Annotated in this window: 24 protein-coding genes and 1 pseudogene; 14 read left to right on the forward strand and 11 right to left on the reverse strand. The window is 58.3% G+C overall.

Annotated elements, in window-relative coordinates; translation table 11 throughout:
• Positions 1-17: 17 nt before the first annotated feature.
• Both FJ145_17670 and FJ145_17675 read left to right on the forward strand, forming a co-directional pair.
• Positions 18-362 carry a hypothetical protein gene (locus FJ145_17670; GenBank protein ID MBM4263245.1) on the forward strand — a complete coding sequence of 115 codons (345 nt, stop codon included), beginning with the start codon at positions 18-20 and terminating at the stop codon, positions 360-362.
• A gap of 134 nt (positions 363-496) precedes the next feature.
• Positions 497-1,576: pseudogene (locus FJ145_17675) on the forward strand (cupin domain-containing protein).
• 8 nt (positions 1,577-1,584) lie between these two features.
• Here the strand turns inward: FJ145_17675 and FJ145_17680 are convergent.
• The 6 genes from FJ145_17680 to FJ145_17705 all read right to left on the reverse strand — a co-directional run bounded on the left by FJ145_17680 (position 1,585) and on the right by FJ145_17705 (position 8,119).
• Positions 1,585-3,099, reverse strand: a complete 1,515-nt coding sequence (locus tag FJ145_17680; protein MBM4263246.1) for an AsmA family protein — start codon at positions 3,097-3,099, stop codon at positions 1,585-1,587.
• 325 nt (positions 3,100-3,424) lie between these two features.
• Positions 3,425-4,480 carry a hypothetical protein gene (locus tag FJ145_17685; protein MBM4263247.1) on the reverse strand — a complete coding sequence of 352 codons (1,056 nt, stop codon included), beginning with the start codon at positions 4,478-4,480 and terminating at the stop codon, positions 3,425-3,427.
• Positions 4,481-4,550: 70 nt separating this feature from the next.
• Entirely contained in the window at positions 4,551-5,684 is a 1,134-nt protein-coding gene (locus tag FJ145_17690) for a hypothetical protein (protein MBM4263248.1), read from the reverse strand.
• A 169-nt stretch (positions 5,685-5,853) separates the two neighbouring features.
• Positions 5,854-6,705 carry a hypothetical protein gene (locus FJ145_17695; GenBank protein MBM4263249.1) on the reverse strand — a complete coding sequence of 284 codons (852 nt, stop codon included), beginning with the start codon at positions 6,703-6,705 and terminating at the stop codon, positions 5,854-5,856.
• Entirely contained in the window at positions 6,702-7,478 is a 777-nt protein-coding gene (locus FJ145_17700; GenBank protein ID MBM4263250.1) for a hypothetical protein, read from the reverse strand. The genes FJ145_17695 and FJ145_17700 overlap by 4 nt, the downstream gene beginning before the upstream one ends.
• A gap of 125 nt (positions 7,479-7,603) precedes the next feature.
• Entirely contained in the window at positions 7,604-8,119 is a 516-nt protein-coding gene (locus FJ145_17705; protein MBM4263251.1) for a 3-hydroxybutyryl-CoA dehydratase, read from the reverse strand.
• A gap of 146 nt (positions 8,120-8,265) precedes the next feature.
• Between FJ145_17705 and FJ145_17710 the strand changes: the two genes are divergently transcribed.
• Positions 8,266-8,694, forward strand: coding sequence for a hypothetical protein (locus FJ145_17710; GenBank protein ID MBM4263252.1), 429 nt, complete (start codon positions 8,266-8,268; stop codon positions 8,692-8,694).
• Positions 8,695-8,955: 261 nt separating this feature from the next.
• Here FJ145_17710 and FJ145_17715 read toward each other — a convergent pair whose 3' ends face one another.
• A complete protein-coding gene (locus FJ145_17715; protein ID MBM4263253.1) occupies positions 8,956-11,196 on the reverse strand; it encodes a response regulator in 2,241 nt (746 codons plus the stop codon).
• Between the two features lie 4 nt (positions 11,197-11,200).
• Complete coding sequence (locus FJ145_17720) at positions 11,201-11,581, reverse strand: Hpt domain-containing protein (GenBank protein ID MBM4263254.1); 381 nt, start codon at positions 11,579-11,581, stop codon at positions 11,201-11,203.
• A gap of 180 nt (positions 11,582-11,761) precedes the next feature.
• On the opposite strand from FJ145_17720, the gene FJ145_17725 reads away from it, so the two are divergent.
• Positions 11,762-12,613: an isochorismatase family protein gene (locus FJ145_17725; GenBank protein MBM4263255.1), complete on the forward strand. Its 852-nt coding sequence runs from the start codon at positions 11,762-11,764 to the stop codon at positions 12,611-12,613.
• Positions 12,614-12,673: 60 nt separating this feature from the next.
• On the opposite strand, the gene FJ145_17730 is transcribed toward FJ145_17725, so the two are convergent.
• Complete coding sequence (locus FJ145_17730; protein ID MBM4263256.1) at positions 12,674-13,936, reverse strand: MFS transporter; 1,263 nt, start codon at positions 13,934-13,936, stop codon at positions 12,674-12,676.
• 141 nt (positions 13,937-14,077) lie between these two features.
• On the opposite strand from FJ145_17730, the gene glpE reads away from it, so the two are divergent.
• The 7 genes from glpE to FJ145_17765 all read left to right on the forward strand — a co-directional run bounded on the left by glpE (position 14,078) and on the right by FJ145_17765 (position 20,395).
• Positions 14,078-14,386, forward strand: coding sequence for a thiosulfate sulfurtransferase GlpE (glpE, locus tag FJ145_17735; protein ID MBM4263257.1), 309 nt, complete (start codon positions 14,078-14,080; stop codon positions 14,384-14,386).
• Positions 14,387-14,482: 96 nt separating this feature from the next.
• Positions 14,483-15,430, forward strand: a complete 948-nt coding sequence (locus FJ145_17740) for a hypothetical protein (GenBank protein MBM4263258.1) — start codon at positions 14,483-14,485, stop codon at positions 15,428-15,430.
• 100 nt (positions 15,431-15,530) lie between these two features.
• Positions 15,531-16,343, forward strand: a complete 813-nt coding sequence (locus FJ145_17745) for a DUF427 domain-containing protein (GenBank protein ID MBM4263259.1) — start codon at positions 15,531-15,533, stop codon at positions 16,341-16,343.
• Positions 16,344-16,424: 81 nt separating this feature from the next.
• Positions 16,425-17,393: a hypothetical protein gene (locus tag FJ145_17750; GenBank protein ID MBM4263260.1), complete on the forward strand. Its 969-nt coding sequence runs from the start codon at positions 16,425-16,427 to the stop codon at positions 17,391-17,393.
• Positions 17,394-17,465: 72 nt separating this feature from the next.
• Positions 17,466-18,185, forward strand: a complete 720-nt coding sequence (locus FJ145_17755) for a dienelactone hydrolase family protein (protein ID MBM4263261.1) — start codon at positions 17,466-17,468, stop codon at positions 18,183-18,185.
• Positions 18,186-18,277: 92 nt separating this feature from the next.
• The gene (locus tag FJ145_17760; GenBank protein ID MBM4263262.1) at positions 18,278-19,159 is read left to right on the forward strand and encodes a carbon-nitrogen hydrolase; all 882 of its coding nucleotides are present in this window, start codon (positions 18,278-18,280) and stop codon (positions 19,157-19,159) included.
• 171 nt (positions 19,160-19,330) lie between these two features.
• Positions 19,331-20,395: an agmatine deiminase family protein gene (locus FJ145_17765; GenBank protein MBM4263263.1), complete on the forward strand. Its 1,065-nt coding sequence runs from the start codon at positions 19,331-19,333 to the stop codon at positions 20,393-20,395.
• Between the two features lie 160 nt (positions 20,396-20,555).
• Here FJ145_17765 and FJ145_17770 read toward each other — a convergent pair whose 3' ends face one another.
• The gene (locus FJ145_17770) at positions 20,556-20,783 is read right to left on the reverse strand and encodes an FAD-dependent oxidoreductase (protein ID MBM4263264.1); all 228 of its coding nucleotides are present in this window, start codon (positions 20,781-20,783) and stop codon (positions 20,556-20,558) included.
• A 61-nt stretch (positions 20,784-20,844) separates the two neighbouring features.
• Positions 20,845-21,171 carry a hypothetical protein gene (locus tag FJ145_17775; protein ID MBM4263265.1) on the reverse strand — a complete coding sequence of 109 codons (327 nt, stop codon included), beginning with the start codon at positions 21,169-21,171 and terminating at the stop codon, positions 20,845-20,847.
• Positions 21,172-21,303: 132 nt separating this feature from the next.
• Between FJ145_17775 and FJ145_17780 the strand changes: the two genes are divergently transcribed.
• From FJ145_17780 to FJ145_17790, 3 genes are all read left to right on the forward strand, one after another.
• A complete protein-coding gene (locus FJ145_17780) occupies positions 21,304-22,614 on the forward strand; it encodes an MFS transporter (GenBank protein MBM4263266.1) in 1,311 nt (436 codons plus the stop codon).
• Positions 22,615-22,682: 68 nt separating this feature from the next.
• Positions 22,683-23,672, forward strand: coding sequence for a c-type cytochrome (locus tag FJ145_17785; GenBank protein ID MBM4263267.1), 990 nt, complete (start codon positions 22,683-22,685; stop codon positions 23,670-23,672).
• 85 nt (positions 23,673-23,757) lie between these two features.
• Entirely contained in the window at positions 23,758-24,738 is a 981-nt protein-coding gene (locus tag FJ145_17790; GenBank protein ID MBM4263268.1) for a hypothetical protein, read from the forward strand.
• Positions 24,739-24,840 lie beyond the last annotated feature (102 nt).

Raw genomic sequence — 24,840 nt, forward strand, 5'->3', positions numbered from 1 at the left:
ACTGGAGGTAGCTCACGATGGCTTTGGTACGATGCGTGACAGAAATGGGGATGGGAGTTGACGTGCACGGGTTGAATTATACCGAGGCCGCTAAGAGAGCGGTCTTCGATGCAATTCATCATAGCAGCTTGGGTTTTCCCAAGTTGGTCGGCAAGACCGCCGACGACATGCATGTCGAAGTGACCATCGGTGTGCCGAAGCCCGACGCAGTCGACAAGCAGGCCGTGCTCGCGACGCTGCCGCATGGCGGCGGCCGCATCAACGTCGTGCAAGGCGGGCTGCAGGTACTCAACGAGTCGGGCAAAGACGGCTGGTTGATTGCTAATGCGATTATCCTGGTAAGTATCGACGATGGGAAATAGCTCCCGGCTTATCTCCCGCAGAGACGCAAAGGCGCAAAGTTCGGAAAAAGGAGACTCTAAGAATGGCCACGGCAAATTTTGAAGTTACCACCAACCCTTATCAGGGCGACGAGAAGCGCAACGAGGTCAAAGCCTTTACCTACGACCACTGGATGGAGTCGGTGGGTATTCCGATTCATCGCGGCTTTTTCATCCAAGATTTGCGCACGGTGGAGCTTGGTTGGTGGGACGAGCGGCAATGCAATGCGGCGTTTATTCAGCTCACCGGGCAGGAGGGCATTACTTCGGCGATCGTTATGGAGATCGCGCCGGGAAAATCGCTGCCACCGGTGAAGTTTGCGCTTGACGAAATCGTTTACGTGCTGCAGGGGCGCGGCATCAGCACGGTTTGGCGCGCCGACAATATGCCGAAGAAAACTTTTGAATGGCAAGATCGCAGCCTGTTCCACGTGCCGTCTAACTGCTATTTGCAGATGACCAACATGCGCGGCGATAAGCCGGTGCGCATCCTGCGCTATAGTTATCTGCCGTTGGCGACGTCGCTGGTGACGGAGCCGCAATTCTATTTCAACAATCCTTTCGTGAGTGCCGGCGCCTCGGCGCCCGAAGCGGAGACCTATTCGGAGGCCAAGCTGGTCGAGAACGGCGACCCAGCGCTGGCCTGGGGCAGCAGCCGCGTCTATTGGTATGGTAATTTTTTCCCCGACATGGCCGCCTGGGATAAATTGACGACCAACTCACGCGGCGGCATGAGCGTCATTATCATGTTTCCCAACTCAGAGATGTCCTGCCACATGTCGGTGTTTCCGACGCGCACGTACAAGAAAGCCCATCGCCATGGCCCGGGGCGCGTGATCGTCATTCCGGCAGGTGAAGGCTACTCGGTGCTGTGGGAAGAGGGCCAAGAAAAAATCGTCGCGCCCTGGCACGAGGGCAGCATGTTCGTGCCGCCCAACAAATGGTTCCACCAACACTTCAACGCCGGCGGCACGCCGGCGCGTTATCTGGCGCTGCATCCGCCGCGGCAGTTTCGCGGCCACGCCGAGAAGATCGAAGACCGCGCCAAGGACATGATCGAATATATTGACGAGGATCCGTGGATTCGCCAGAAGTTCGAAGGCGAGTTGGGCAAGCGCGGCTTGAGCACGCTGATGCCGCCCGAGGCCTACACCGTCAAAAGTTACGAATGGCACCCGGGGAAGAAGTCGTTGTAGGCGGCGCGTTATCTGAAGAATTTTTTCAGGAAAGTGCCGAGCCGCTTCTCGACGGCTTGTGCCGGCGTGTTTTGGGCGACTTTGGTCATGTCGACGTCGACGTTGGGGTTTTCCAACGGACCGCGCACTTTAAGCGGCACGACTAATTGGCCCTGGGCATTCTTGAATAACGCCGCGGTGCGGCCGCGGATGTTGCGCGCTGCCGGCGTCGCGAGCAGTTTGGTCTCCAGCACCATGTCAAGTGTGGGTTGATCGAGCGTCAGGGTGCCGTTGCCGTTCACTTCCACTTGCGTGTTGGTCAAGGAAATTCTCTTGAAATCGGCGCTGCCGCCGGCGATGGCAAACTCACTCTCAAGATTCTTGAAGGTGGTGGCTTGCTTTCCCTGTTCTTTAGAAAGACCGATCAACCCCGTGGCCTGCTGAACTTTCTTGATCAGATTCACGTTGGTCAGCTCGCCATCGCGGGCGGCCACTTTGCCGTTGCCTTGTAGGCGGCGCGTCGCGGAACCGGCTCCGAGCGGCAGCTTGATCGTGACGTCGCCGGTCAGGTTGCCCTTGAGAGCGCGCTTGCCATTGACTTTGACGTCGATCAAATGGCCGCGCGCTTCGGTGACCAGTTGGTTCGACGGACCGCTCACCGACAGCGCAAGGCTCATGGGACCGGAGACTTCCGTCGCTTTGGGCGCCAAGCCGAACACGGAGAGCAGCTCGAACACCGGCTTGGCGTCGATGCGCTCGCTATGCGATTTCAAATTCACCCGCGGCGTCGTCGAAAGATGGCTGACGTTGCCTTCGATGGGTAACTGTAGGTCGAGTACTTTCAAACGATTGTTAGTGAAAGTCAGCGTCGCCTGATCTTCGCGGTAGTCGAGCTGTCCCTCCAGCGTTACGCGCCGCAAGCCGGGGTAGTTGAACGCGGCCCGGTAAGGAAACGGCTGATCTTCGGCATACTCTTCCAAAGAAAGTTCAATGTTGTCGATGCGCACCGGCTTTTGCCCGACGGTCTGCAAATTCAACTGGCCGTTGTCGATGCGCATGCGCACCGGCAGCACCAAGGGAATATATGTCCCCTCGGCGGGTTTGCTCGGCGCCGCTTTGGCCTTGCGCGGGGCGCTCTTGGCGACCGGAAGTTTCTTGCCGGCCAAGTCGGCATAGTTGAAGCTGCCATCGGCGCGCTTGAGCAGATTGATCGTCGGGTTTTTGAGAACCAACTCGGTGACTTCGAAGCGGCCGCGGATGAGCGGCCAAAGCCGCAAGCGCAGCTGCAGCTGATCGGTGGCAAAGAACGTGTTGTTGGGAAACGCCGGACCGTCGGAGACTTTCAGATTGGCGAGCCGTATCGACGGCGCGGGAACCAAGCCAAGCCGCACTTCGCCAACCTCGACGCGCCGCCCGAGGGCGTCTTCCACAAGTGGCAGATAGGTGTTTTTGAAAACGCCGAGGTCGACAAATAAGGGAACCGCCAGAACGATTCCAGCCAGTGAAACAAACAGGGCCAGGCCGATCCACCAAGCTTTCTTCATCGGCGCGCGCTCCGGCGTAGTTGCAACCAAGGGGCATGAGCGACAGGGAGCCAAGCCTGTGTCATGTCGTGAACCATGGCTATTAAAGTGTATATCCCCGGCCAGGGGGTTGCAATGTTAGAGTCAAATGCGAGCGCGAACCCCTGCGATAGGCAGCGAGCTCAACGCGCCAACATCACGCCGAAAAGGAATCGTGGCTGATTGAAGATTCCAAGCAAGATCACCCCGATCCCATAGCGCCGCAGCGCCGCCTTTGCCTCGATTCCAAGCCGTTTGATGAGTTCGGTCGCTTGGTGCTCTGTCAAACTCATAGGAGCGGTGCGTCTTATTCGGACAATTTTTTGACGCGTTCGACGACGTCTTTGGGCTGCCCCATGACATCGCGTATCTGTGCTTCAACTTCTGTGCCGCTCAGGATTTCGAGATCGAGACGGCTTTTCTTGGCCTCTTCGATGACCGCGGGATCTTTGAGCGTTTTGGCGATCGCCTCGCGCAGCAGCGCGACGCGATCGGCCGGCGTGCCGGGAGTCGTCATGATCGGTCGGCCCAACGTCGCCGACACCAGCATGGCGCGCGCCACGCTGCGGCTGAAGTTGGACGTCTTGCGTTTGTCCATGAGTTCGAGCAGTGTCGGCGCGTCGAGGAGGCGCGGGTCCTTCTTGTTTTCGGTTTGCACGATGTGGCGGTCGAAGCCGGTCTTGTGCCAGGTAAAATAGGGCTCGCGCGCAAAGTGCGTGGTGATGCCGTTGCCGCGGCATTGGATTTCGCCTTTCTCCAGGGCGAGATCGATCTCGACGCCGCCCGGGTAGCCGCGCACTTCTTGGAGTTTGGCGCCCAGAGTCTCTTCTAGAATAGCGGCGAGGATCGAGGTCAAATCCGAGGTGCCGGTGGCGCCGCACTTGGGCGCCTCTTTGGCGTTCATGATGTCTTCAATCGATTTCCACGGCGCGTCCGCCCTCATGTAGAGCACGAGATCGCGCTGGTCGACGCTGCCGAGCCAGTGGAGCTTGCGCACGTCGAAGGTCGCTTCTTTGCGGCCGAGCATTTGATCGAGATAGATGCCGCTGCCGGGCATGCCGAGGGTGAGGCCGTCCGGTTTGGCAACGCCGTAGACGTAATTGGTCGATGTCAGCGAGCCGGCGCCGGGCATGTTTTGCACGAGAATGTTCGGATTGCCAGGGAGATAGCGCCCCATGTGGCGCGCCAGCAGCTGCGCGTATTGATCGTAGAGGCCGCCGGAAGTGAAGCCGACGATGATGCGAATAGTTTTGTCTTTGTAGAAGGGGGCTGTTTGCGCCGCCAGTGATGTCGCGGCGCCGAGTTGTAACAAAGCCAGGGCGATGGCGAGCGCAAAACGATGAATTCGCGGATTCTTGATCATATGGATTCCCCTCAAAATACTGGCGCACCGTTCAAACCGCGGTTGAACGGTTTGAACGGCTGGAACCTGGTCACGATGGGAGCGCCGGCATCTGCGATTTCACGCCCCGTTTGGCGCATTCGTCTTCGTAGTGCTTGCGAATGTAGGGGTCTTCGTCGGCGTACTCGATCAGCGTGCCGCCTTGTTTGACATCGATATAGACGCCGTCTTCGCTGCGTTTGTCGGCGATTTTAAAACCGATGGGATGGATGCGGCTGCCGTAGCGCAAAGCTAAATGGCGCGCCGGCTCGGCGCCGGTGTTGAAGTGTTGATGAAACCAGCCGCCGCCGGGGCAGTAGACGCTGCCGGCTTTCCATTTTACTTCGACGACATCGTCGCCGCGGCTCGCTGCGAACGGGTGCGTGCCTAGTTCTTTGTTCCACAGCAGGACGTAGCCCGATGATTGCAAGCCAAGCAGAATCGCACCGGCGCCGTGGTAGTGCGCTTTGTGATAGCGCGCCGCCGGCCAGGTGGCGAGATGGCCGATCAAACTATTGCCGGAGATTTCAAACTGGGTGATGCCGACGCCGGCGCCTTTGACTTCGCGCTTGTCGACGTTGGCGGTCTGAATGTCGGCGATGAAGTTGGTCTCCCAAATATGCTGCATGCCTTGTTCATAGCGTTTCAGCCCTTGATTAAAATATTCGTCGCCGCCCGAGTAGCGATCGGTGAAGTTGTAGGGGCAGTTAAAAATAAACTCTTCGTTGTGAATGATGTCGAAGGCCAGCGGCGCGTTGGTGACGGCCAAAAACTTCACCGGTGTGCGTGCGCCGTTGATCAGGCGATGCCAGGTGTTCATCGGCGGTGCGAACAGACTCCAGGGTCCCCATTCGAAGGCCTGCTTCTTGCCGCCGTCTTGCCAGACTTCGGTGGCGCCGTTGCCTTCGAGTATGACGATGACTTCTTCGTAGAAATGTTTCTCCGGACTAAGCGCGCCGCCAGCGGGAATCTCGCCGACGTACATGCCGGTGACCCCTTCCATGCCATAAAGGTTCAAAAACGCCGCCTTGCCGCCGGTGCGCTGCCACGGCGCGGTAGCGACCTCACGGACGTCTTCGATGCCAAAGCCGTCAACGACGGGAATGCCTTGCTTTCTCATCCACTTGAAATAGGTCGTTTTCTCAAACGCCGCCATCAACATTTTGATCCGTTCATCGTTGGCCATTGGAAAAAATCCTCTCTGAACCGACAAATTGAGCGAGATGTATCACAATCGCGCGATTTTTTGGAAAATTTCATTGCACCAAGAAGGCACGAAGAACACGAAGTTCGGAGAAGAAGATTTTCTTTTTCTTCCCTTCGTGACCTTCGTGTCTTCGTGGTGAGTTGTCTTGTCAGATTCCCATATTATCTTCCGGCTTGCCGCGCCGTTCTTTATCGCGCGGAATGCCGCGCCAGTCGCTGCCCGACATCCAGAACTCCGTCAGGCTGCCAAACGTGCCGAGGGGAATCGCAATTGCCATGATGAAATACCAGGCGCCGTTGCTGATCGGCCCGAGCATGGCCATCAATGTGATGACAAGCTTTGCCGTGGCGCCGCCGAAGACCGAACCCATCAGTAGACGCAGGCGGCGCTCGACGCCGTATTGGGTGGCGTAAACGCCCCAAAGCCCGCCGATGAAGAAAGCCAAGAAGGGGCCGAGGAAGACGGCAAAGATCGGACCGGCGCCGGCGCCGCGCAGTGACGCCGCTTCGAGTTTTTCTTCGTCGGAAACCGCATCGCCGCGCAGGAGCCGAAACAGATAATGCACCGCGCCATGAATGCCCAGGTCCGGCCGCAAGCCGTCGGCATACATGACGTACTGGGCGCGCAGTTTTTCGCTGGTTCTTGGTTGTGGCAATAAACTGTGCAGCGCCGTGCCGGCGTGCAAGCTAACGAGATGTTCTTGGCGCGCGACCACGAACAAGAGGGTCGCCTGCCTCTCGTCATCGCTCAAAGGCAGCTTGGCAAAGGCGGTGCGCGCGAGGTCGTTAACGTCGTGGCCGTCCAGCTTCTTGACGGTAAGGACGACGACTTGCTTGGCTGTTTCAGTTTTGAAGCGATGTAAGCGCGTGTTGAGATCTTCAATGCTTGCCGGCGGAAAAAGCCCGGCGAGATCATTGACCGAGGTGTTGAGAGCCGGCAGCTCCACCGCTCGTGCATAGCCGCAAAAAGCAAAGCAGAGCAGCAGAAAGAAAATTTTCATCGTGCCGGCAATGATCGTTGCGCGTTTTGATCGAGAACCGCCAATTGCCGAGCGCGGAGCGGAAAGCCAAATTGCTCGTTGCGCATGCGCAGCCGTTGATTGGAAACTTCACCGATGATCTGCGCGGCGCGCTCAAAGGACTCGCGGTCGGTTAACAAGGATGCAAGCGCGTTGCCGCCGGAGTCTTTGTGGCCGACTTCGTCGAGCAAAATCTCGTGAAAGACTTTGGCGATCTTGCCTTCGATGCCGTGTTTCTTGAGCTTGCTGCAAACCAGGTACAAAGCGCCGCCGCCGCCTTCGGTCAGAGTGATGGCGGCGCGCTCGAGGTTTTCGTCCTTGCGATGAATCTCCTTGGAGCGAACTCGGCCCGAGCCGTGCAACAGCGTGGCGTAGCTTTTCGAATATTTTGCTCTGACTTTGGCGAGCTTTTTATCTTCCGGCAGCCAGGTGAGGTCCTTGGGATGAACTGTTTTGCCGGTGATCTCCTGCAGCAAATCCATCACCAGCTGCGCGTGCTTGGTTTCGTCCGCGAGCTTTTCGGTGAGCTCGGCGTAGGCATGGCGCTCGACGCCCTTGCCGATTTTGGGATAAAGCGCCGCCAGCGCATCGAGAATCGGCTTGATCGCCGAGTATTCTTTGAATCCTTGCGCTTTCAGCCAGCGCACATGATCGGTCGGCTTGCGCGGCTTCTTGAAAAACGCCGCGATCACGGCGCGCTCGCCATCGGCGTAGGCGCGGGCAAGCGAAGTGAGTTTTTTTGCGTAGGCATTCACAGGACTATCTGTCTCCACGAAGGTCACGAAGAGAAGATTGTCCTCGCGCAAAGGCGCAAAGGACGCAAAGTTCGGAAAACGCCTTTTCTCTGCGCCCTCTGCGTCTCTGCGCGAGGCATTCCGAATCATTTCGGCGGCGCCGGAATCACCGTGCCGCATTTTTTACACGTGCGCAGCTTCTCGTCGCTGGAAAATATCTGATACACCTGCCCCACCGGGTCGGCGCGGTAGTCGCCGACTTCGGCCGACGTCTCATAGACTTTGTCGCCGCACTTGTTGCAGTACCATTTGAAATAATCGATCTCGCCGGCTTTGCGCTTGCGCTCGAAGACGATGAACCATGAGTTGGGTTCCAATCGCGGCGAGTGCGGCACGCCGGCGGGGCAGAGCAAGATCTGCCCGGCTTCAATGTCGGCGGTGTGTTCTTTGCCATTCTCATCGCGATAAACCAGATGCTGCACACCGGTCACTTGCAGCGTGACCTCGTCGGCGGGATCGACGTGAAAATCCCAGCGCTCCTTACGCCCGCTGCTGAGAAACGCGATGGATTCGGAATCTTGCCAAAGCACACGGCGGGTTTTGCCTTCGGCTTTGACCGCTTCGATGACACCGTTGAGATCGATGGGAATGAGTTTTTCCATGACGCCTCCCGTGTGGCGAATATAGCGCGAGCGAAAGCGCCGGAGCAAGGTTTGTTGTAAATAGGATTGCAAATGACCACACACAAAGTAGGGTGGACGGATACGCTGTACGAAAGAGCGTGCGAATGCTTTCCCGAGTAATTTCGATGGCGGTGATTACTGTTTGCCTATTGGCTGGCGGTTCCATTCTCTTCCGCAGCCAGCGAGGCAAACCGATTCTTCAACCCGATCTTGCCGAGCTGCGCTTTTTTGAAACGTGGCGCGCGGGGCAATCGGACCGACGGCTTCTGGGGCGTTGGTTGGGTAGCGCTCTGCCGGTTCTCTGGGTGGCGGTTACGAAAGATTCATTGGAAGTCGGGCCGCGTTTTCCGCTCAACCTGCTGTTTGTCGCAGAAGCTTTCGGCTGGGATCACAGTGTGCCGGGACGGTCGATCGTGGACATTCGTGAGACTTCTCGCCTCGGCGCCGTCGCGATTCGCTACCGGCACCGGACTGGAGATTTAGAATTGCTGAAATTGTCCGTGCATGATCGCGCCGCGTTGGTCACGGCACTGCGGGCGATTCAGCTGAGTTGAGATGGGTTTCGGCCCCCGCATCGCCTGAACCCGTACCCTTATAGTTGAAAATTTGCGCGGCTTGCGAAGACTTGTCAAATACAAGAATTCTATCTCGCACCACGAAGCACCCGAAGGTCACGAAGTTCGGAAAAGATATTTTTTTCTTCTCTTACCTTCGTGGTCTTCGTGGCCTTCGTGGTGAATATTCCCCCTTCAAACCTTTGCGCCTTAGGGTAATCGTTTTACGCGCGTCGAAAAAACGACGGGCTGGCAAACTGCTTAGCGCGCCGCCAACCAGCGCTCCAATGCGCCGGCGAGCTCTTCTGACTTGATCGGCTTGGCCAAATAATCGTCCATGCCGGCTTCGAGACATTTCTCGCGGATGTCGGGCATGGCGTCGGCGGTGAGCGCGATGATCGGCACTCGGCGCAGCTCTTTGTTTTGACTGCGATAGGTCATGGTGGCTTCGTAGCCGTCCATTTCCGGCATGCGGCAGTCCATGAACACGATGTCGTAGGGTTTGCTCTCCAGGGCGGTGAGAGCTTCCTTGCCGTTGACGGCGACGTCGACTTGGCAGCCCAACTTTTGCAGCATGCGCACGGCGACGCGTTGATTGACTTTTTCATCTTCGGCGAGGAGCGCTCGGGTTTGCAAGATCGATTTATGGGCGCGGGTCGTTTGAGTGACCGGTTGAGACGGGTTGATGGTGCCGCGCACGCGCAGGATGGTCTGCAGCAAGGCGTCGCGCCGCACCGGTTTGTGGAGCCGCGCCGCGAACAGATTGCGCGACGATTCCTCGGCGGCGGCGATGTCGTTGGAGGTAAGCAAGATAATCGATAGCGAACCAAACGCGCCGGCCGACGATTTGATCAAGCGCGCCAGCTCGACGCCGTCGATGCCCGGCATTTTGTGATCGGCGATCATGATGTCGTAGTGATCTTGGCGATTGCGCGCTTCCAATAGACGTTCCAGCGCTTGTTCCCCCGAATCGACGCACTCCACTTGCGCGCCGGGCTTGGCGAGGTGTTGGCGCAGCACGCGCAGGTTTTCTTCACGGTCGTCAACGCAAAGAATCGATATTCCCGCGAGCTCCACGCTGGTGTGGCTATCATCGACGGCCGCTGTCGCCGGCTGGTACGGCAACTCAAACCAAAACGTGCTGCCTTCGCCGACGACGCTGTCGACGCCGATGACGCCGCCCATCAACTCGACCAAATGTTTGGAGATCGCCAACCCCAGGCCGGTGCCGCCATATTTTCGGCTGGTGGAGCCGTCCGCCTGGGTGAAGGCATCGAAGAGTTGCAGCTTGGCTTCCGGCGCGATGCCGATGCCGATGTCCTTGACTTCAAAGCGCAAGCGCAGCGAGCCGTCAGCGGGCAGCGGCAGAACTCTGACCGTGATGGTGCCCTGCTCGGTAAACTTGACTGCGTTGCCGAGCAGATTGGTGAGCACTTGTTGCAGCCGCGCGGGGTCGCCGCGCACCGCCTCGGGCACGTCATTGTTAACCATGGGGATGATCTCGATCTGCTTGCTATGGGCGCTGGCGGCGAGCAGCTCCACCACCTGCTCGATCAATTCGTGCGGGTTAAAGTCGATGGTTTCGAGCGACATTTTGCCCGCTTCGATCTTGGAGAAGTCGAGAATGTCGTTGATGACGGCCAACAGCGCGTTGCCCGAACGGGTTAGAATATTTACATAGTCGAGCTGCTCGGCGTTGAGCGGCGTGCCGCGCAACAGATCGGTCATGCCGATGACGCCGTTCATCGGCGTGCGAATCTCGTGGCTCATGCTGGCGACAAACATGGACTTGGCTCGGGCGGCGGCCAGCGCTTGGTTGCGGGCGACTTCCAGTTCTTTGGTGTAGCGCTCTTTCCAGCGGTCGGCTTGCACCTGGCGCGACAGTTTGTGGCCATAGTAGAGAGCGCCGCCGACCATCAAGAGCACCAAAATGGCGATCAGCCGTTCGATTTTTTGTTTCGCTTGCGCATCGGCAAATTGGGCTTGGCGCACGTGGGACTCCATGGTGGCGATGGCGCCATTCAAGTCGGCGTAGTGGCGGTCCATGGTGGCCATGCGGGTGCCGGCTTCGTCGGCGCGGTCGGCCGTGAAGAGCTGAAAAATCGCGTTGGCTTCGGCAACCATCCGCGCCATGGCGGTTTCCACCGCGCGGATATCGGCGTCGGGGATCACCGTGGTCGTGCGAGCCTTGTTGAGCGCCGAAAAAAATTCGTCGAGCTTGGGCTGCAACCGGCGCCGTTCCGCCGCGGGATCTTTACTGTCGAACACGTCGTTGCCCGGCGCGTTCACGTCGCCGGCAAGCCGGCGCACCGCGGCGAAGGCATCGGCCGCAACCAACGAATCGGTGTGAATTGCCACCATCTGGTGGCTTAAGTAGAGGCTTACGCCAACCGTGATGAGGTCGATGGCGGCAAGAATGTAATAGATGTAGTGCCAGCGCGGGGTCTTCGGTTCCACGACAGCTTCAGTTGAGCTGTCAGCGCTGGTCGGGCTGCTGATCATTGCCTTAGTTCTCGACTAGGAACTCGTCGAGATTGTCGACCATCCGTTCGACGGCTTGACGAACTAAAATAAAGTGTTGTTCGAGTTGCGCCACTTGATCCGAAAGCGAGGCTGCCTCGCCGGCACGGCCGGCAACTTCGAGCGCTTTGGACATCGCCTCGAGCTCGGTGGCACCGACGTGGGTGCAGCTGGATTTCAACGTGTGCGCCTCGTGGGTGAGGGCGCGATGATCGTTGGCGCCGACGGCGAGGCGCATTCTTTCGACCCGGCCGGGCGCGTCGCTGAGAAAGTCATCGGCCAGGCCGAGCAGCAGATCGACGTCGAAATCGGCGATCCACTTGCGCGCCTTGGTGCGCAGTTGTGCGGCGACTTCGCAGTATTCCATTTGCTTTTACGTATTCTCTTGTTGTGCGCGACCTAATAGTTACCGAACGCACACGAGCTTCATGTTCTAGATCGGCAAGTCACCGAGGGTCTTAGATATTCATGGCACGCTGCGACCGCTCCCGTGTCAAACCTGGTGACGCGAGGTTTTCTTGACGCTGCAGCGGCTGCAGTGATAGGAATGGCGCAACTAGAACGGCGGGAGCGATCGGCGCAACGTTCTCAAGAAAAGGAGAAAGTTATGGCTGAACGGGTTTGGGACAAGTTTTTGACGGAGCAGGACAAGGCTACCTTGGTAGGCAAAGGCGAGCGCCGAATCGGTTTCGGTGAGCGGCCGGCGCTGCTCTTGATCGATCTTTACCGTTGGGTTTTTGGCGATAAGCCCGAGGCGGTAACCGACGCGATCAAAACCTGGCCGGGCAGCTGCGGGCTGTCGGGTTGGAACGCGCTGCCGCATATACAGAAACTACTCGCCAAGTGCCGCGAGGTGGGCATCCCGATTATTCACGTAACGGGTATGGATGGCGTCGCCGTCGAGCCCTGGGCGTTTCGCCGCGACACCAAGAAACGCGCCACCATGAGCGCCGAAGAGCTCGACCGTTTCCGCCGCCGCTACGACATCGTCGACGAAGTAAAGCCGATTCCCGGCGAGACGGTTTTCAAAAAAGTTTCACCGAGCGCCTTCTGGGGCACGCCGCTCGTCGGCCATCTTAATTTTCTCGGCGTCGATACGATCATCACCTGCGGTGAGAGCACGAGCGGCTGCGTGCGCGCCAGCGTGGTCGATGGCACGACCAATCGCCTGCGCATGGTCGTCGCCGAAGAATGTGTTTTCGACCGCCACGAGGCCTGCCACGCGATCAACCTGTTCGACATGAACCAAAAATACGCCGATGTGCTGCCGCTGGACGACATCATCAAATATCTCGATGCCTGGCGCGCCGAGAAAGCCGGCCAGGTGGGTTACGCCAACAATAGCGTGGAGTATTTAAAAGATTTGGCGATCGGCGAGACGTATAAGGGGCTGCGCTAGGAAGCGCAGCCTTCAACATTCAAGGTTCGGATTCGCTCGGTTCTGCGGAAAACCGAGCTTTCAACCTTGAACCTTGAACGTTGAACCTTGAACGGGCGGCGTCGGTCGGCGCCGGAGGCCCCACCAAGTGAGCGTCAGCACGATCACGGAGCTGAGCGCCATCATCTGAAATCCTTGCTCGTACCCTAGCGATTCGATCAAAACACCGCAAACCAGCGGGCCGATCATCTGCCCCAGCGAAGTCGACGCGCGCGAAAGGCCAAGGGCGAGCCCCTTGGCAGCCGGCGGCGCGCATTGGAGCGCGAAGGTTGTCGATCCGACATTGCTGAAGCCGAATCCCATGGTCATCACCGCCAGCGGCAAAAGTAGCGTCAGAAAAGTGTTGCCGTAGACTTGTACGAGAAACATCGGGATTCCCAGGACGACGCCGAGCAAAATTACCCGCGATGCTTTGATGCGGTCGGCGAGCAAGCCGCCGGTGAAGCGGCCCAAGGTATCTGTCAGCCGCGAGAATGCCACCATCGTGCCGACAACCTCGAGACCGATGCCGCGCTGGTTGACGGCGAGAAAGGGAAAGGCCACGCGGGTGACGCCAACAAGAAAAAAGAACGACTGACAGATCGCCAGGCAGGACGCAAGAAATGGCGGCTGCTTGACGAGATTCAACCCTTCACGCCACAAGGTCGTCGACGCGTCGATCGCGGTCTTGCGGTAGCGATGGGCGCCGCCGAGTAGCACGAGTATCAATCCCAGAACTTCCGGTAAGGCGTAGAGCAGGAACAGCGCCTGAGAGCCTAGCCATTTGCCGACAAAACCTCCCAGCAGCGGGCCGAGTGTAAAGCCGATGCCCAAGGCCGATGCCATCTGGCCTTGAACTTTTCCCTGTTGCTCCGGCGCGGATTGGTCGAAGCCGATTTTCCTCAGCGACAGCGCAAACATCGCCTCGGTGAGGCCGTAAACGGCAAAAACGAAAAGAAACACCGGCATGCTGTCGAGAAACAGATAGCCGATCACGCTCATCAAGAAGCCGATGCTCACCGCGGCGATCAGCAGTGTGCCCGAGCTGAAATAGGTCGCCATCACCCCGGAGAAAAGGTCGGAACAGACGCGACCGACACCGTTGGCGACCAGAGGGATGCCGGCCAGGGCGATCGAATAGCCTTGTTCTTTCATAAAGAACGGCGCGAGCATGGCAGCGCCGGAGGAGCCCGCGGTTTGACAAACCGCGGCGGTAACGTAGTAAGCGATCGGCGAGAGTTTCATCGCGCCGAAGTATAGCAGTGGAAATTGGGCGCGCCTACAGAGGGCGCCCAAAGTTGTCATTCCGAGGCTTTGCCGAGAATCTCCTCGTCGAATCCGGCTCAGGGGACGAGATGCCTCGCGCGGCGCTCGGGATGACAACAATCATGTAGACAGCTCCGAGCGAGGTTGATAAAACGGCAACCGTAGGGAAGGAGCCTGTGCATGGAGATTCCGCAGATCCAAATCCAAGACGCCAAGAAAAAGCTCGACGAGAAGACCTGTTTGTTCGTCGATATCCGCGATCCCGGTTCTTACCAGTCCGCGCATATTCCCGGCGCGATACATCTGAGCGACGGCAACGTGCAGGAGTTTTTGCAGCAGACCGATAAAGAAAAGCCGGTGGTGGTCTATTGCTATCACGGCAACAGCAGCATGGGCGCGACGGCCTATTTCATGGAGAACGGCTTCAAGAACGTTTGCAGCATGGCCGGCGGCTTTGAGGCGTGGCGGCAGGTGTATGAGTCGGAATAGGGGTTTCGGGTTTCGAGTTTTGGGTTTCGTGTTCCAACCCGAAACTCGGAACGCGAAACTCGAAACGGCTTCGACCGAAGGGAGAAATTTACGTCGGTGATATTAGGCAGCGGCGATTACCGCTATGAAGTGATCGAGAGCTGGGGCAAGCTGCCGGACGGTTGGCACTTCAAAGAAGTTGCGGCGGTGGGCGTCGATAATCACGACAACGTCTATTGCTTTACCCGCGGCATTCATCCGGTGATTGTTTTCGACAAGAACGGCAACTTTGTGCGCTCGTGGGGCGAGGGGACGTTTAAGCGCGCCCACGGCGTGACCATGGCACCGGACGACACTATCTTTCTGACCGACGATGGCGATCATACGGTGCGCAAGTGCACGTTTGACGGCGAAGTCCTGATGACGCTGGGCATTCCCGGCAAGCCGGCGACCTATCAAGGCGGCGAGCCTTTCAACCGCTGCACCCACGTGGCGTTTTCGCCGCGCGGTGATATCTACGTCTCCGACGGCTATGGCAACTCGCGGGTGCACAAATATTCGCCCGACGGAAAGTTACTATTGTCGTGGGGCGAGTCCGGCTCCGATCCCGGGCAGTTCAACATCGTGCACAATATCTGCACCGACAAAGACGGCTGGGTTTACGTTGCCGATCGCGAGAACAATCGCGTGCAAGTGTTTGATGGCAACGGCAAGTACGAAACCCAGTGGAACAACATGCACCGGCCCTGCGCGCTCTACATGGATACGACCAAGCAAGAACCGATCTGCTACATCGGTGAGCTGGGACCGGGCTTGGGTGTGAACATGGAAGCGCCCAATCTCGGCAACCGGGTCGACATTTACGATAAACGCGGCAAGCGGCTGGCGCGCCTGGGTGACATTCGCGGCGGCGAAAAACCGGGCCAGTTCATCGCGCCGCATGGCATCGCGCTCAGCGCCGGCGGCGACATCTTTGTCGCGGAGGTGTCGTGGACCATCATGGGTCAGCGCCTGCAGCCGCCGCGCGAGCTGCGCAGTCTGCAGAAATTGAAAAAGTTAAGTTAAGAATATCTCGCGCAGAGGCGCGGAGGCCGCAGAGGATTTTGATTCGTAGGGGCAGGTTTGCAACCCGCCCGCGTTCCGCGTGTCAGAAAGGAGCTGCCGTATGCAAAGCAACGTCACACAACAACGCGTGCCGGTGCATGGCGATCAGGGCCACTGGGTGCACGTGAGCGAGAGCCCGCGTCATGTGCGGGTGTTCCTCGGCGGGGAGACGATTGCCAGCAGCAAGCGCGCCAAACTCGTGCGCGAGGCGGAAGTTTTGCCCTGTTATTACTTTCCCAAGGAAGATGTGCGGACCGAACTGCTATCGCTGGCCACCGAGATTAGTGAGTGCCCGCACAAGGGCACGGCAAACTACTATTCGATTCGCGCCGGCAGCAAAGTCGAAGAAGCCGGGGCATGGAGTTACCGAAATCCGTCGCCGGCTGCGAGCGCTATCAAAGATCATTTTGCTTTCGTTTGGCCCAAGATGGACAAGTGGATGGAAGAAGAGGAAGAACTTTACATCCACGCCCGCGACCCGTACAAGCGGGTCGATGCGATTCCGAGCGCGCGCCATGTGCGCGTCGTGATCGACGGCCAGACCGTCGCCGAAACGCGCCGGCCGTGCCTGGTTTTCGAGACTAACCATCCGGTGCGCTACTACATTCCGCAGGGCGACGTGCGGATGGATTTGCTGATTCGGTCTGCGACCAAATCGCGCTGTCCGTACAAAGGACCGGCGTCCTATTGGTCGGTGCAGCTTGGCAACGAGACCTTCAACGATCTTGTCTGGGGCTATCTAGACACCATTCCAGAGTGTCCCAAGATCAAAGGGCTCGTCTGCTTCTGGCATGAGCGCGGCTGCGATATTTACGTCGATGGTGAGTTGGTGGCGCAGCCACAAAATAAATGGGCGCGGCCGCTGCGGAGCTGATCGGCATAGCCGCAAAAAACGCAGAGAACGCAAAGGGGTGTGACCGTAGCGGCGCGATTCATCGCGCCCGACCTCGCAACAATGAAAGCCCTGCACTGGAACGGCAAAACACTGGCGCTGGAATCTTCCTATCCGACGCCATCTTCCATCCTCGATCCTTCATTCTCGTCATCAACAGCCCTCGTCAAAGTCCACCTCTCGGGCATCTGCTCCACCGATTTGCAAATCTTCAAAGGCTACATGGGCTTCACCGGTGTGCCCGGCCACGAGTTCGTCGGCACAGTGAGCGAGGGACCGAAAGATTGGCTCGGCAAGCGCGTCGTCGGTGAAATCAATTTCGCCTGCGGCCGCTGCGATTACTGCGCGCGCGACCTGGGGCGCCATTGCCCGACGCGCAGCGTTATGGGCATTCTCAACGCCGACGGGGCTTATGCGGAATATGTCTCGGTGCCGCTGAGCAATCTTCATGTTGTGCCCGATGGCGTTGTCGACGAAGATGCGGTGTTCACCGAGCCCTTGGCTGCGGCGTTTGAAATCTTGACGCAAGTGCAGGTCGATCACGGTCATGAAGTTCTAGTCATTGGCGACGGTAAGCTCGCGAACCTCTGTGCCCAGGTCCTGGCACGCACCGGCGCCAAGATAACTGCGCTTGGCAAGCACGAGGACAAACTCAAGTTGATTAAGCCAGCCGGCGTGCGGACGCTTCTCTTGAAGGATTGGCAAACACGCCAGTTCGAAATGGTCGTCGAAGCCAGCGGTTCAGCATCCGGTTTGGAACTGGCGCTCGCAGCGACTCGGCCGCGCGGCACGCTCGTGCTCAAAAGCACGATTGCCGGCGCCCATCAGGTCTCGCTGGCACCCGTCGTCATCAACGAGATCAATCTAATCGGCTCGCGCTGCGGGCCGTTTTCCGACGCATTAGCAGCTTTAGCGAAGCGCCAGGTATCGATAACGCCGTTGATCGAGAAAATTTTCCCGTTGGCGGATGGCGTTGACGCAGTGGCGAGCGCTTCCCGGCCCGGTGCGCGCAAGATATTGCTGCGGCCTTGAACCAAGACCGGAAAATCTGATAGAGGAAAATTCACTCAAAATCGTGCGAAAAAGATTCCTAGGAGGTTTGTAATGGACGTTACAAATTCAACCGTTCAACTAAACACGTCGGACGGCAAGATGGAGGCCTATGTTGCCCAGCCCAAAGACGGCGGCAGCTATCCAGGCGTTGTGGTCATTCAAGAGGCGTTCGGTGTTAACGAACACATGAAGAAGGTTACCGATCGCATCGCCGCTGAAGGTTACGTGGCGATCTGCCCGGATATCTATCATCGTGAAAGCGAGCGCGTGATTCCGTTTTCCGACATGCAGAAGGCGATCGCGACTTTGCAGCGCGTGCAAGACCCGAAGGCCATGGAAGACGTCGGCGCGGCGATTGCTCAACTGAAATCGCAGAGCAACGTTAAAGCCGGCTCCCTGGGCGTCATCGGCTTCTGTATGGGTGGTCGTTTGACCTATTTGACCGCGGCGCACCACGCCAATGACGTAAAATGCGCGGTGCCCTATTATGGTGGCGGCATTCCGATGGGCAACCCGAGCCCGCTCGCGCGCACCGGTGAGATCAAGTGCCCGATGTATCTGTTCTTCGGCGCCAAGGACCAGCTGATTCCGATGGATCAAGTGGGACAGATCAATACTGAGCTGACCTCGAAGAAGGTTGCGTTCCAGATGAAAATCTATCCGGACGCGGGCCATGGCTTTTTCTGCGACGAGCGCGGCAGCTACAATGAAAAAGCGGCCACCGATGCGTGGGACAAGACCAAATCGTTCTTCGCCCAACATCTGAAATAGTTCGATCTAAAGTTAGCATCAGGGAGAGGAGGAGCGTGTGCTTTCCCTCTCCCTTTTTTGTGTCGGCAAAACATTTCCGCTAAAGTGACTTCATGGCGCAACGAAAATCAGCGACGGGTGCCAAGGTAGGCCTGGTGCAGATGAGCACGGGCGACAACCTCGACGCCAATCTGGCCAAGGCTGTTAACCGGATCGAAGCCGCGGCGCGCAAAGGGGCGCAGATTGTTTGTCTGCAGGAACTATTTCGCTCGCGCTATTTTTGCCAGAGCGAGGATCATCGCAAGTTCGCGCTTGCCGAGCCGATTCCCGGGCCGAGCACTGAGGTTTTGAGCGATGTGGCGCGGCGCGAAAATGTCGTGATCGTCGCGTCGCTGTTCGAGCGGCGCGCCGCCGGCATCTATCACAACACGGCGGTGGTGCTCGACGCCGATGGTTCTGTCGCCGGCAAATATCGCAAGATGCACATCCCCGACGATCCGCTTTATTACGAGAAGTTCTATTTCACGCCGGGCGATTTGGGCTTCCCGAGTTTTCAGACGCGCTACGCCAAGATCGCCGTGCTGGTCTGCTGGGACCAATGGTTCCCCGAAGGCGCGCGGCTGGCGGCGCTGTCCGGCGCGCAGATCTTGTTCTATCCCACGGCGATTGGCTGGATTCCCAACGAGCCTAAGTCCGTGGCGCTCAACCAGCGCAACGGCTGGGAGTTGATCCAGCGTTCACACGCGGTGGCCAACGGTGTTTTCGTTGCGTCGGTCAATCGCGTCGGCAACGAAGGCAAGATCAAATTCTGGGGCAACTCGTTTGTCGCCGGCCCGTTTGGTGAGATCGTCGCGCGCGCCAAGGGCGAGAAAGACGAAATTGTCGTCGCCGACTGCGATCTGGCGAAGATCGAAGAGACGCGGCAAGCGTGGCCGTTTCTGCGCGATCGGCGCATCGATGCCTACGGCTCTTTATTAAGCCGCGCCATCGACTGACAACGGTAAAAACATTTGAGAAAATAGGAGGCTCCACTGAAAGCCCATTCGGAGTCCTTCGAGGAGATCAGGACGAACGGAATCGGAGTCGCGCCGGTTCGCGAAAAGGTCCGGTCATGCTGAGCTTGTCGAAGCATTCCGGGGTTTGCGAATAGACTCAAGTTGAAACCTATGGCCCACGCTCCTCCTCGCTCCACTACGCCAGCAGCGCTTGGCTATGCGATGCCCGCCGAATGGGCGCCGCACCGCGCCACATGGCTTTCGTGGCCGCACAATCTGGACACCTGGCCGACGTATTTGGAGCGAGTCCGAGAAATCTGGATTCAGATGATCTGCGCTCTCGCGCCGGGCGAGCAAGTCTATCTGCTGGTCAACGACGAATCGGTGGAGCAGGAAGTGCGTAGCCGTTTGCGTGCGGCGAAGGCGGCGATGGCGAACGTTACGTTCTTGCGCTTTCCCACCGTCGACGTTTGGATGCGCGACTACGGCCCGACCTTTGTCACGCGCAGTTCCCAAGACGCTCCGCTGGCCTTCAACGACTGGATCTTCAACGGCTGGGGCGGGAAGTACAAAGCTTACGAAGAAGATGACCGCATCGCGCGCGACATCGCCGCATTGCTGAAGGTGCCAGTTTTCGACCACAAGCTGATCCTCGAAGGCGGTTCGATCGAAGTGAACGGTGCCGGCACTTGTTTGACGACCGAGCAATGTCTGCTCAACAAGAATCGCAATCCGCATCTAAGCCGCAGCGAGCTTGAGACGTTTCTCGAAGGTACGCTGGGAGTAAAACAGGTGATCTGGCTGGGCGAGGGCATTGTCGGCGACGACACAGACGGCCACATCGACGACATCGCCCGCTTCGTCGATGCGCGCACGGTGGTTGCTATTCTGGAAAGCGATGCCAAAGACGATAATTATCATTTTTTGCAGGACAACGGTGAGCGGTTGCAGCGCGCGCGCGATCTCGATGGCGGCAAGTTCAATCTCATCACCTTGCCCTGTCCGCGACCGGTTTATTACGAGGACGTTCGATTGCCCGCCAGCTATGCAAATTTTTATATTGGCAACGAAGTTGTCCTCGTGCCGATCTTCGACGATCCGAACGATAAGGCGGCGCTCGGCACGCTGCAGGATTGTTTTCCAAAAAGGAGAGTCATCGGCCTGCGCTGCAACGAAGTTGTCGCCGGACTAGGCGCGATCCACTGTGTGACGCAGCAGGAGCCGGCGGTGCTCTAGCCAAGCCTTAGTGTCATCCTGAGCGCCAGCGAAGGATCTGCTTTTCGCGCACCTGCAGGAAGCAGATTCTTCGCCGTTGGCTCATCAGAATGACAACTCCATGCAATTCAGAAGTCCGTAGGGTGCGCCGTGCGCACCGCTGCCGTGGCTTTTGGCGATTCTACACTGTTGGCGGCAAGATCCCGGCGATCACCCGGGCGCTGAGCCAGTCGCGCGCCGCTTCCCACAACGCCTTCGATTTGAACGCCCCTTGCAGACCGTAGCCAAGAAAGTTGCCGCCGTCGACGAGGACGACTCGCATGCCGCGAGTGGCCGCGCTCATGGCGGCGGCCATGCCGCCGGGCCCGCCGCCAAGGATCGCAACGTCAAAGTGGCTCGGTTCCGCCATAGAATTTATGCCGAGATTTATTTCGCTCGTCGGAAGCGCACGCCCGGAGCCGCGGTTCGCCTTAGTAGTGCAGGAGTTCGATGGTGAGTGCGTACATGCCGGCAGCGGCCAGGCACCCGTAGACCGCGCCGGTAATCTTGAAGGCGCGAATCGTGAGTTTGCGACGCCGGTGACGCAAAGCGAAAATGCACACCAGCAGCATGCAAGCGATGCCCTTCCAGTACAACAATCCCCACAAAGCGCCCCACTCAATGATCGCCATGCGGACGATGGGATTGGCCTCCGGCACGCCGCGCGACAAAACGTGATAGGTGAATAGCCCGTCGAAAATCTGCAGTAAAATGTTCAAGACAAAATAGCCGGTGTGCAGTGGAAGCAACGGTGCCATTTGGTTGATTTACGGTTTACAACTTGTGGTGTCAAGAGAGGCTGCACGCCGCAATGGTAGACCTGCGCAAAAATCGCGTGATATGGAAGAAACTCGTGAAGTAAATATGCTGTCTTTAGATCGGATGGCGGCGTGACGCCGAAAAACCTAGAAGAGGACGCGCCACCGCGGCGTGCCGGCGCGAGTGAATCACGCACCGCGACCAGCGGTGCGCGGGCCGTTTTACTGCGCCTGCGCGCGCTCGAAGCGCTTGGTTACCGGGAATTTCGCTTGCTTTGGTCGGGCCATGTGTTTGTGTCCATGGCGTTCTGGATGGACCAGGTGACGCGGGGGTGGCTGATCTATGAAATCACCAATTCGACCGTTCAGTTGGGCATGGTGCGCGGCGTCCAAGCGATTCCGATTTTTCTTTTGTCGCCGATAGCGGGCAGTATCGCCGATCGCTATTCGCGCAAGTTGCAGATCATTTCGACACAAGTTGCCAACGGTGTCCTTTACGCCATTCTCGCGTTCCTGGTGATCGTGGGCCAAGTCCAACCTTGGCATGTTTATGTGACCGCCGTGTTGGTGGCGATCAGCGACACGTTTCATCAACCGGCGCGCGCGGCGATTATCGCCGACGCGGTGCCGCGCGATCGGCTGGCCAATGCCATTGGGCTCAATTCGATGATCTTCAATGTGGCGCGCAGCACCGGGCCGGCACTGGCCGGGGTGTTGATCGCCAGTGTTGGCACCGGCTGCGCGTTTGGCGTTCAAGCGGGCTTCTATTTTCTTGCGACCTTCTGGACTACGCGCCTGCGTGCCGGCAGGACGGAGGCAGGCACAACTACGGCACAGCGGGAGTCGCTGCGTCGGAACATTGTCGAGGGGTGGAAGTTTAGTTGGCGCAACGAGACGGTGCGCACGGGCTTACTCGTTGTCATGTTGGCGTCGCTGTTCATTGTGCCGTTCGTCACATTATTACCGGTGTTCGCCCGCGATATTCTCAAAGTCGGAGCCACTGGGCAGGGTTTGTTATTAACTACCATGGGCATCGGCGCGCTGGGCAGCGCGCTGGCGATCGCCAGCTTCGGCGATCGCATGCCGCGCGGTTTGTTCATGCTCGGCGGCCTCGCCGTCTACGGCCTCAGCGTGGCGGGCTTTGCGCTGTCGCCGTGGTTCGGCGTGTCGTTGGCACTGATGGTGATCGTCGGCTTTACCAACGTCTGTTCTCACGCGCTGGTGCAGACGGTGATTCAGACGTATTCGCCGTCAGAATTTCGCGACCGTGTGGTATCGCTTTTTCAACAGAGCCAGGTGGTCATGACGGTTGGCAGCATGATCATCGGTTCCCTGGCTGCTTTCTGCGGCGCCACTTGGGCCACAGCGCTGATGGCCGGAGCCGGCATCCTGTCGGTGTTGGCGATTCACTGGACGCTCCCGCGGGCGTGGAAAATTACCTGACTCCCCATCTTGACAGAGTTGTCGCTGTTCATTACGGGTGGGGTGACTTGTTTGTCGTTGGAGGCAATGTGAAGTTTAGCTTGCTGTTATTCCTCTTAGTTGTTGCTTTACCAGCCGTCAACTATGCCGCGGAGTTCAACCTCAAACTACCGCTAGGCTTGCAAGAACAGGCGGCCTACATTCCCGACGATAATCCGATCACCAAAGAAAAAGTCGAACTCGGTAAAATGTTTTTTTGGGACAAGCGCTGGTCGCGCAACGGCACGATAGCCTGCGTGACTTGCCATTTGCCCGAGCATGGTTGGGCTGACCCACGGCAATTTTCCGTGCGCTTTGACGGCAACCCTACGCTGCGCCATTCGCCGACGCTGGTCAATCGCCTGTTTAGCGATGTGCAGCAGTGGGCGCGCGCGCGCACTTCGCTTGAAGACCAGGCGATGAAAGCCTCGGACCAATCGCCCGATCTCTTGGTGAAAAATCTCGGCGCCATCCCAGAGTATCAAGAGCGCCCTCGTAAAGTCTTCGGCACCGATTTGAATCCCGAGGGGGTTGCCAAAGCGATCTCCGCTTATGAACGGATGATCCTTTCGGGGAATTCTCCCTATGACCGTTTCCAGGCCGGGGATAAAAAAGAGCTGTCTCCCGCCGCGCAGCGCGGCATGGCGCTATTCAAGGGCAAAGCGAACTGCCAGCCGTGCCACGCGGGTTTCAATTTCACCGACGAGGGCTACCACAACCTGGGCGTCGGCATTGAGCAGGAAAAGACTGATTGGGGGCTGTTTACCACGACCAAAGTGGAATCGGACCGCGGCAAGTTCAAAACTCCAACCCTGCGTGACGTGGCGCCGCGGCCGCCGTACATGCATGATGGCAGCATCAAGACTCTCGAAGAGGTCATCGCATTCTACAATCAGGGCGGTAAGAAAAATCCATGGCTTTCGGAGACGATCCGGCCACTGAACTTGACTGCCGCGGAGCAGAAAGATCTGATCGAGTTTTTGAAATCGCTGACGGGAGTCGTGGATCCGGAGATCTCCAGTCCGCCGCGGCTGCCGTAGGGCGTCCTTCGATTCGCCCCTTCGGGGCTACTCAGGATGAACGGCGTTTTTTGAGCTAGAGAATTTTCTACATAGAGGTGCGTTGATGGAAGCAACTGGAAATTTGCCCGTCGTTAATTGTTTGGGCGCGCCGTGGCCCGAGGATTTGTCGGCCGCGTTTATCGATCGTATGCACAAGCAAGGCATTCGAGTCGCCGGCTGCACGGCCAACGAGACTTGGGACGACACGATGGAGAGCCTCGAGAACTTCGAGGTCGTCAAGGCGGTGGTGCGCGATCATCCCAAGGCTTATCTCATTCGCAACGCCGAGGATCTCGACCGCCCGGAGAATCGCGACAAAGTAGGCGTGCTACTCGGCCTGCAGAATCCAAAAGCCTTGAGCGATAGTTTGAATTTTCTCGAAGCCTTCTACGATCTCGGTCTGCGCTGCTTGTCCTTGGCCTTTAGCGAGAACAGCTACTACGGTTGCGGCCATGCTTGTGAGGTCGACACCGGGTTGACGACACTCGGCCGGCGAGCGATCAAGCGGATGAATCAACTGGGGATCATCGTCGATCTTTCCCACTCCGGCGATCGCACCGCGCAAGAGGCTTTGGATCTCTCCGAGCAGCCGGTGATCTTCAGCCACTCGACCAGCCGGACATTATTCAAGCGGCCGCGCAGCGCGCCCGATCCGTTGATCGTCGCCGCGGCCAAAAAGGGCGGCGTGATTTGCCAGGACGTGCGGGTTAACACGAGCGTCGCCGACTACGTCGACTGGGTCGACTATTGCGTAAAGCTGGTTGGCATCGATCACGTCGGCGTCTCGGCGCAGGACGATTTCCATCGCTCTTACAAAGACACCAAGCGGATTGCTCCCTACGTGCCCAACTATGAGAAGGAGCTGAAAAACCGCGACTGGAGCGAAGACCGCAGCTATCGCCGCCCGGGTATTGGCGCCGGTCTGCTCGATCCGGAGAATCTGCCGGTGGAATTGAAGCGCCGCGGCTATTCCGACACCGACGCGGGAAAGATTCTCGGCGGCAATATTCTGCGCGTGCTCCGCGCGGTATTGCCGAAACATTGAGCCGATTGAATCTTGCCTGGAGCCGGGATGCGAACTCCGATCTCTAGCCCGGATTATTCATCGCTGCGGCGCGATCGAAGTGAAACTCTTCCGGAGCGAAGG

The sequence above is a fragment of the Deltaproteobacteria bacterium genome (genome assembly GCA_016874755.1).
Classification (GTDB): Bacteria; Desulfobacterota; Binatia; order UBA9968; family UBA9968; genus DP-20.

Coding starts and splice junctions, on each gene's coding strand:
- FJ145_17710 (MBM4263252.1), top strand. CDS start 8,266: ATGGCGGTGATTACTGTTTGCCTATTGGCTGGCGGTTCCATTCTCTTC.
- FJ145_17755 (MBM4263261.1), top strand. CDS start 17,466: ATGGACGTTACAAATTCAACCGTTCAACTAAACACGTCGGACGGCAAG.
- glpE (MBM4263257.1), top strand. CDS start 14,078: ATGGAGATTCCGCAGATCCAAATCCAAGACGCCAAGAAAAAGCTCGAC.
- FJ145_17770 (MBM4263264.1), bottom strand. CDS start 20,783: ATGGCGGAACCGAGCCACTTTGACGTTGCGATCCTTGGCGGCGGGCCC.
- FJ145_17790 (MBM4263268.1), top strand. CDS start 23,758: ATGGAAGCAACTGGAAATTTGCCCGTCGTTAATTGTTTGGGCGCGCCG.
- FJ145_17765 (MBM4263263.1), top strand. CDS start 19,331: ATGGCCCACGCTCCTCCTCGCTCCACTACGCCAGCAGCGCTTGGCTAT.
- FJ145_17685 (MBM4263247.1), bottom strand. CDS start 4,480: ATGATCAAGAATCCGCGAATTCATCGTTTTGCGCTCGCCATCGCCCTG.
- FJ145_17715 (MBM4263253.1), bottom strand. CDS start 11,196: ATGATCAGCAGCCCGACCAGCGCTGACAGCTCAACTGAAGCTGTCGTG.
- FJ145_17690 (MBM4263248.1), bottom strand. CDS start 5,684: ATGGCCAACGATGAACGGATCAAAATGTTGATGGCGGCGTTTGAGAAA.
- FJ145_17720 (MBM4263254.1), bottom strand. CDS start 11,581: ATGGAATACTGCGAAGTCGCCGCACAACTGCGCACCAAGGCGCGCAAG.
- FJ145_17695 (MBM4263249.1), bottom strand. CDS start 6,705: ATGAAAATTTTCTTTCTGCTGCTCTGCTTTGCTTTTTGCGGCTATGCA.
- FJ145_17775 (MBM4263265.1), bottom strand. CDS start 21,171: ATGGCACCGTTGCTTCCACTGCACACCGGCTATTTTGTCTTGAACATT.
- FJ145_17680 (MBM4263246.1), bottom strand. CDS start 3,099: ATGAAGAAAGCTTGGTGGATCGGCCTGGCCCTGTTTGTTTCACTGGCT.
- FJ145_17705 (MBM4263251.1), bottom strand. CDS start 8,119: ATGGAAAAACTCATTCCCATCGATCTCAACGGTGTCATCGAAGCGGTC.
- FJ145_17725 (MBM4263255.1), top strand. CDS start 11,762: ATGGCGCAACTAGAACGGCGGGAGCGATCGGCGCAACGTTCTCAAGAA.
- FJ145_17670 (MBM4263245.1), top strand. CDS start 18: ATGGCTTTGGTACGATGCGTGACAGAAATGGGGATGGGAGTTGACGTG.
- FJ145_17745 (MBM4263259.1), top strand. CDS start 15,531: ATGCAAAGCAACGTCACACAACAACGCGTGCCGGTGCATGGCGATCAG.
- FJ145_17750 (MBM4263260.1), top strand. CDS start 16,425: ATGAAAGCCCTGCACTGGAACGGCAAAACACTGGCGCTGGAATCTTCC.
- FJ145_17730 (MBM4263256.1), bottom strand. CDS start 13,936: ATGACAACTTTGGGCGCCCTCTGTAGGCGCGCCCAATTTCCACTGCTA.
- FJ145_17760 (MBM4263262.1), top strand. CDS start 18,278: ATGGCGCAACGAAAATCAGCGACGGGTGCCAAGGTAGGCCTGGTGCAG.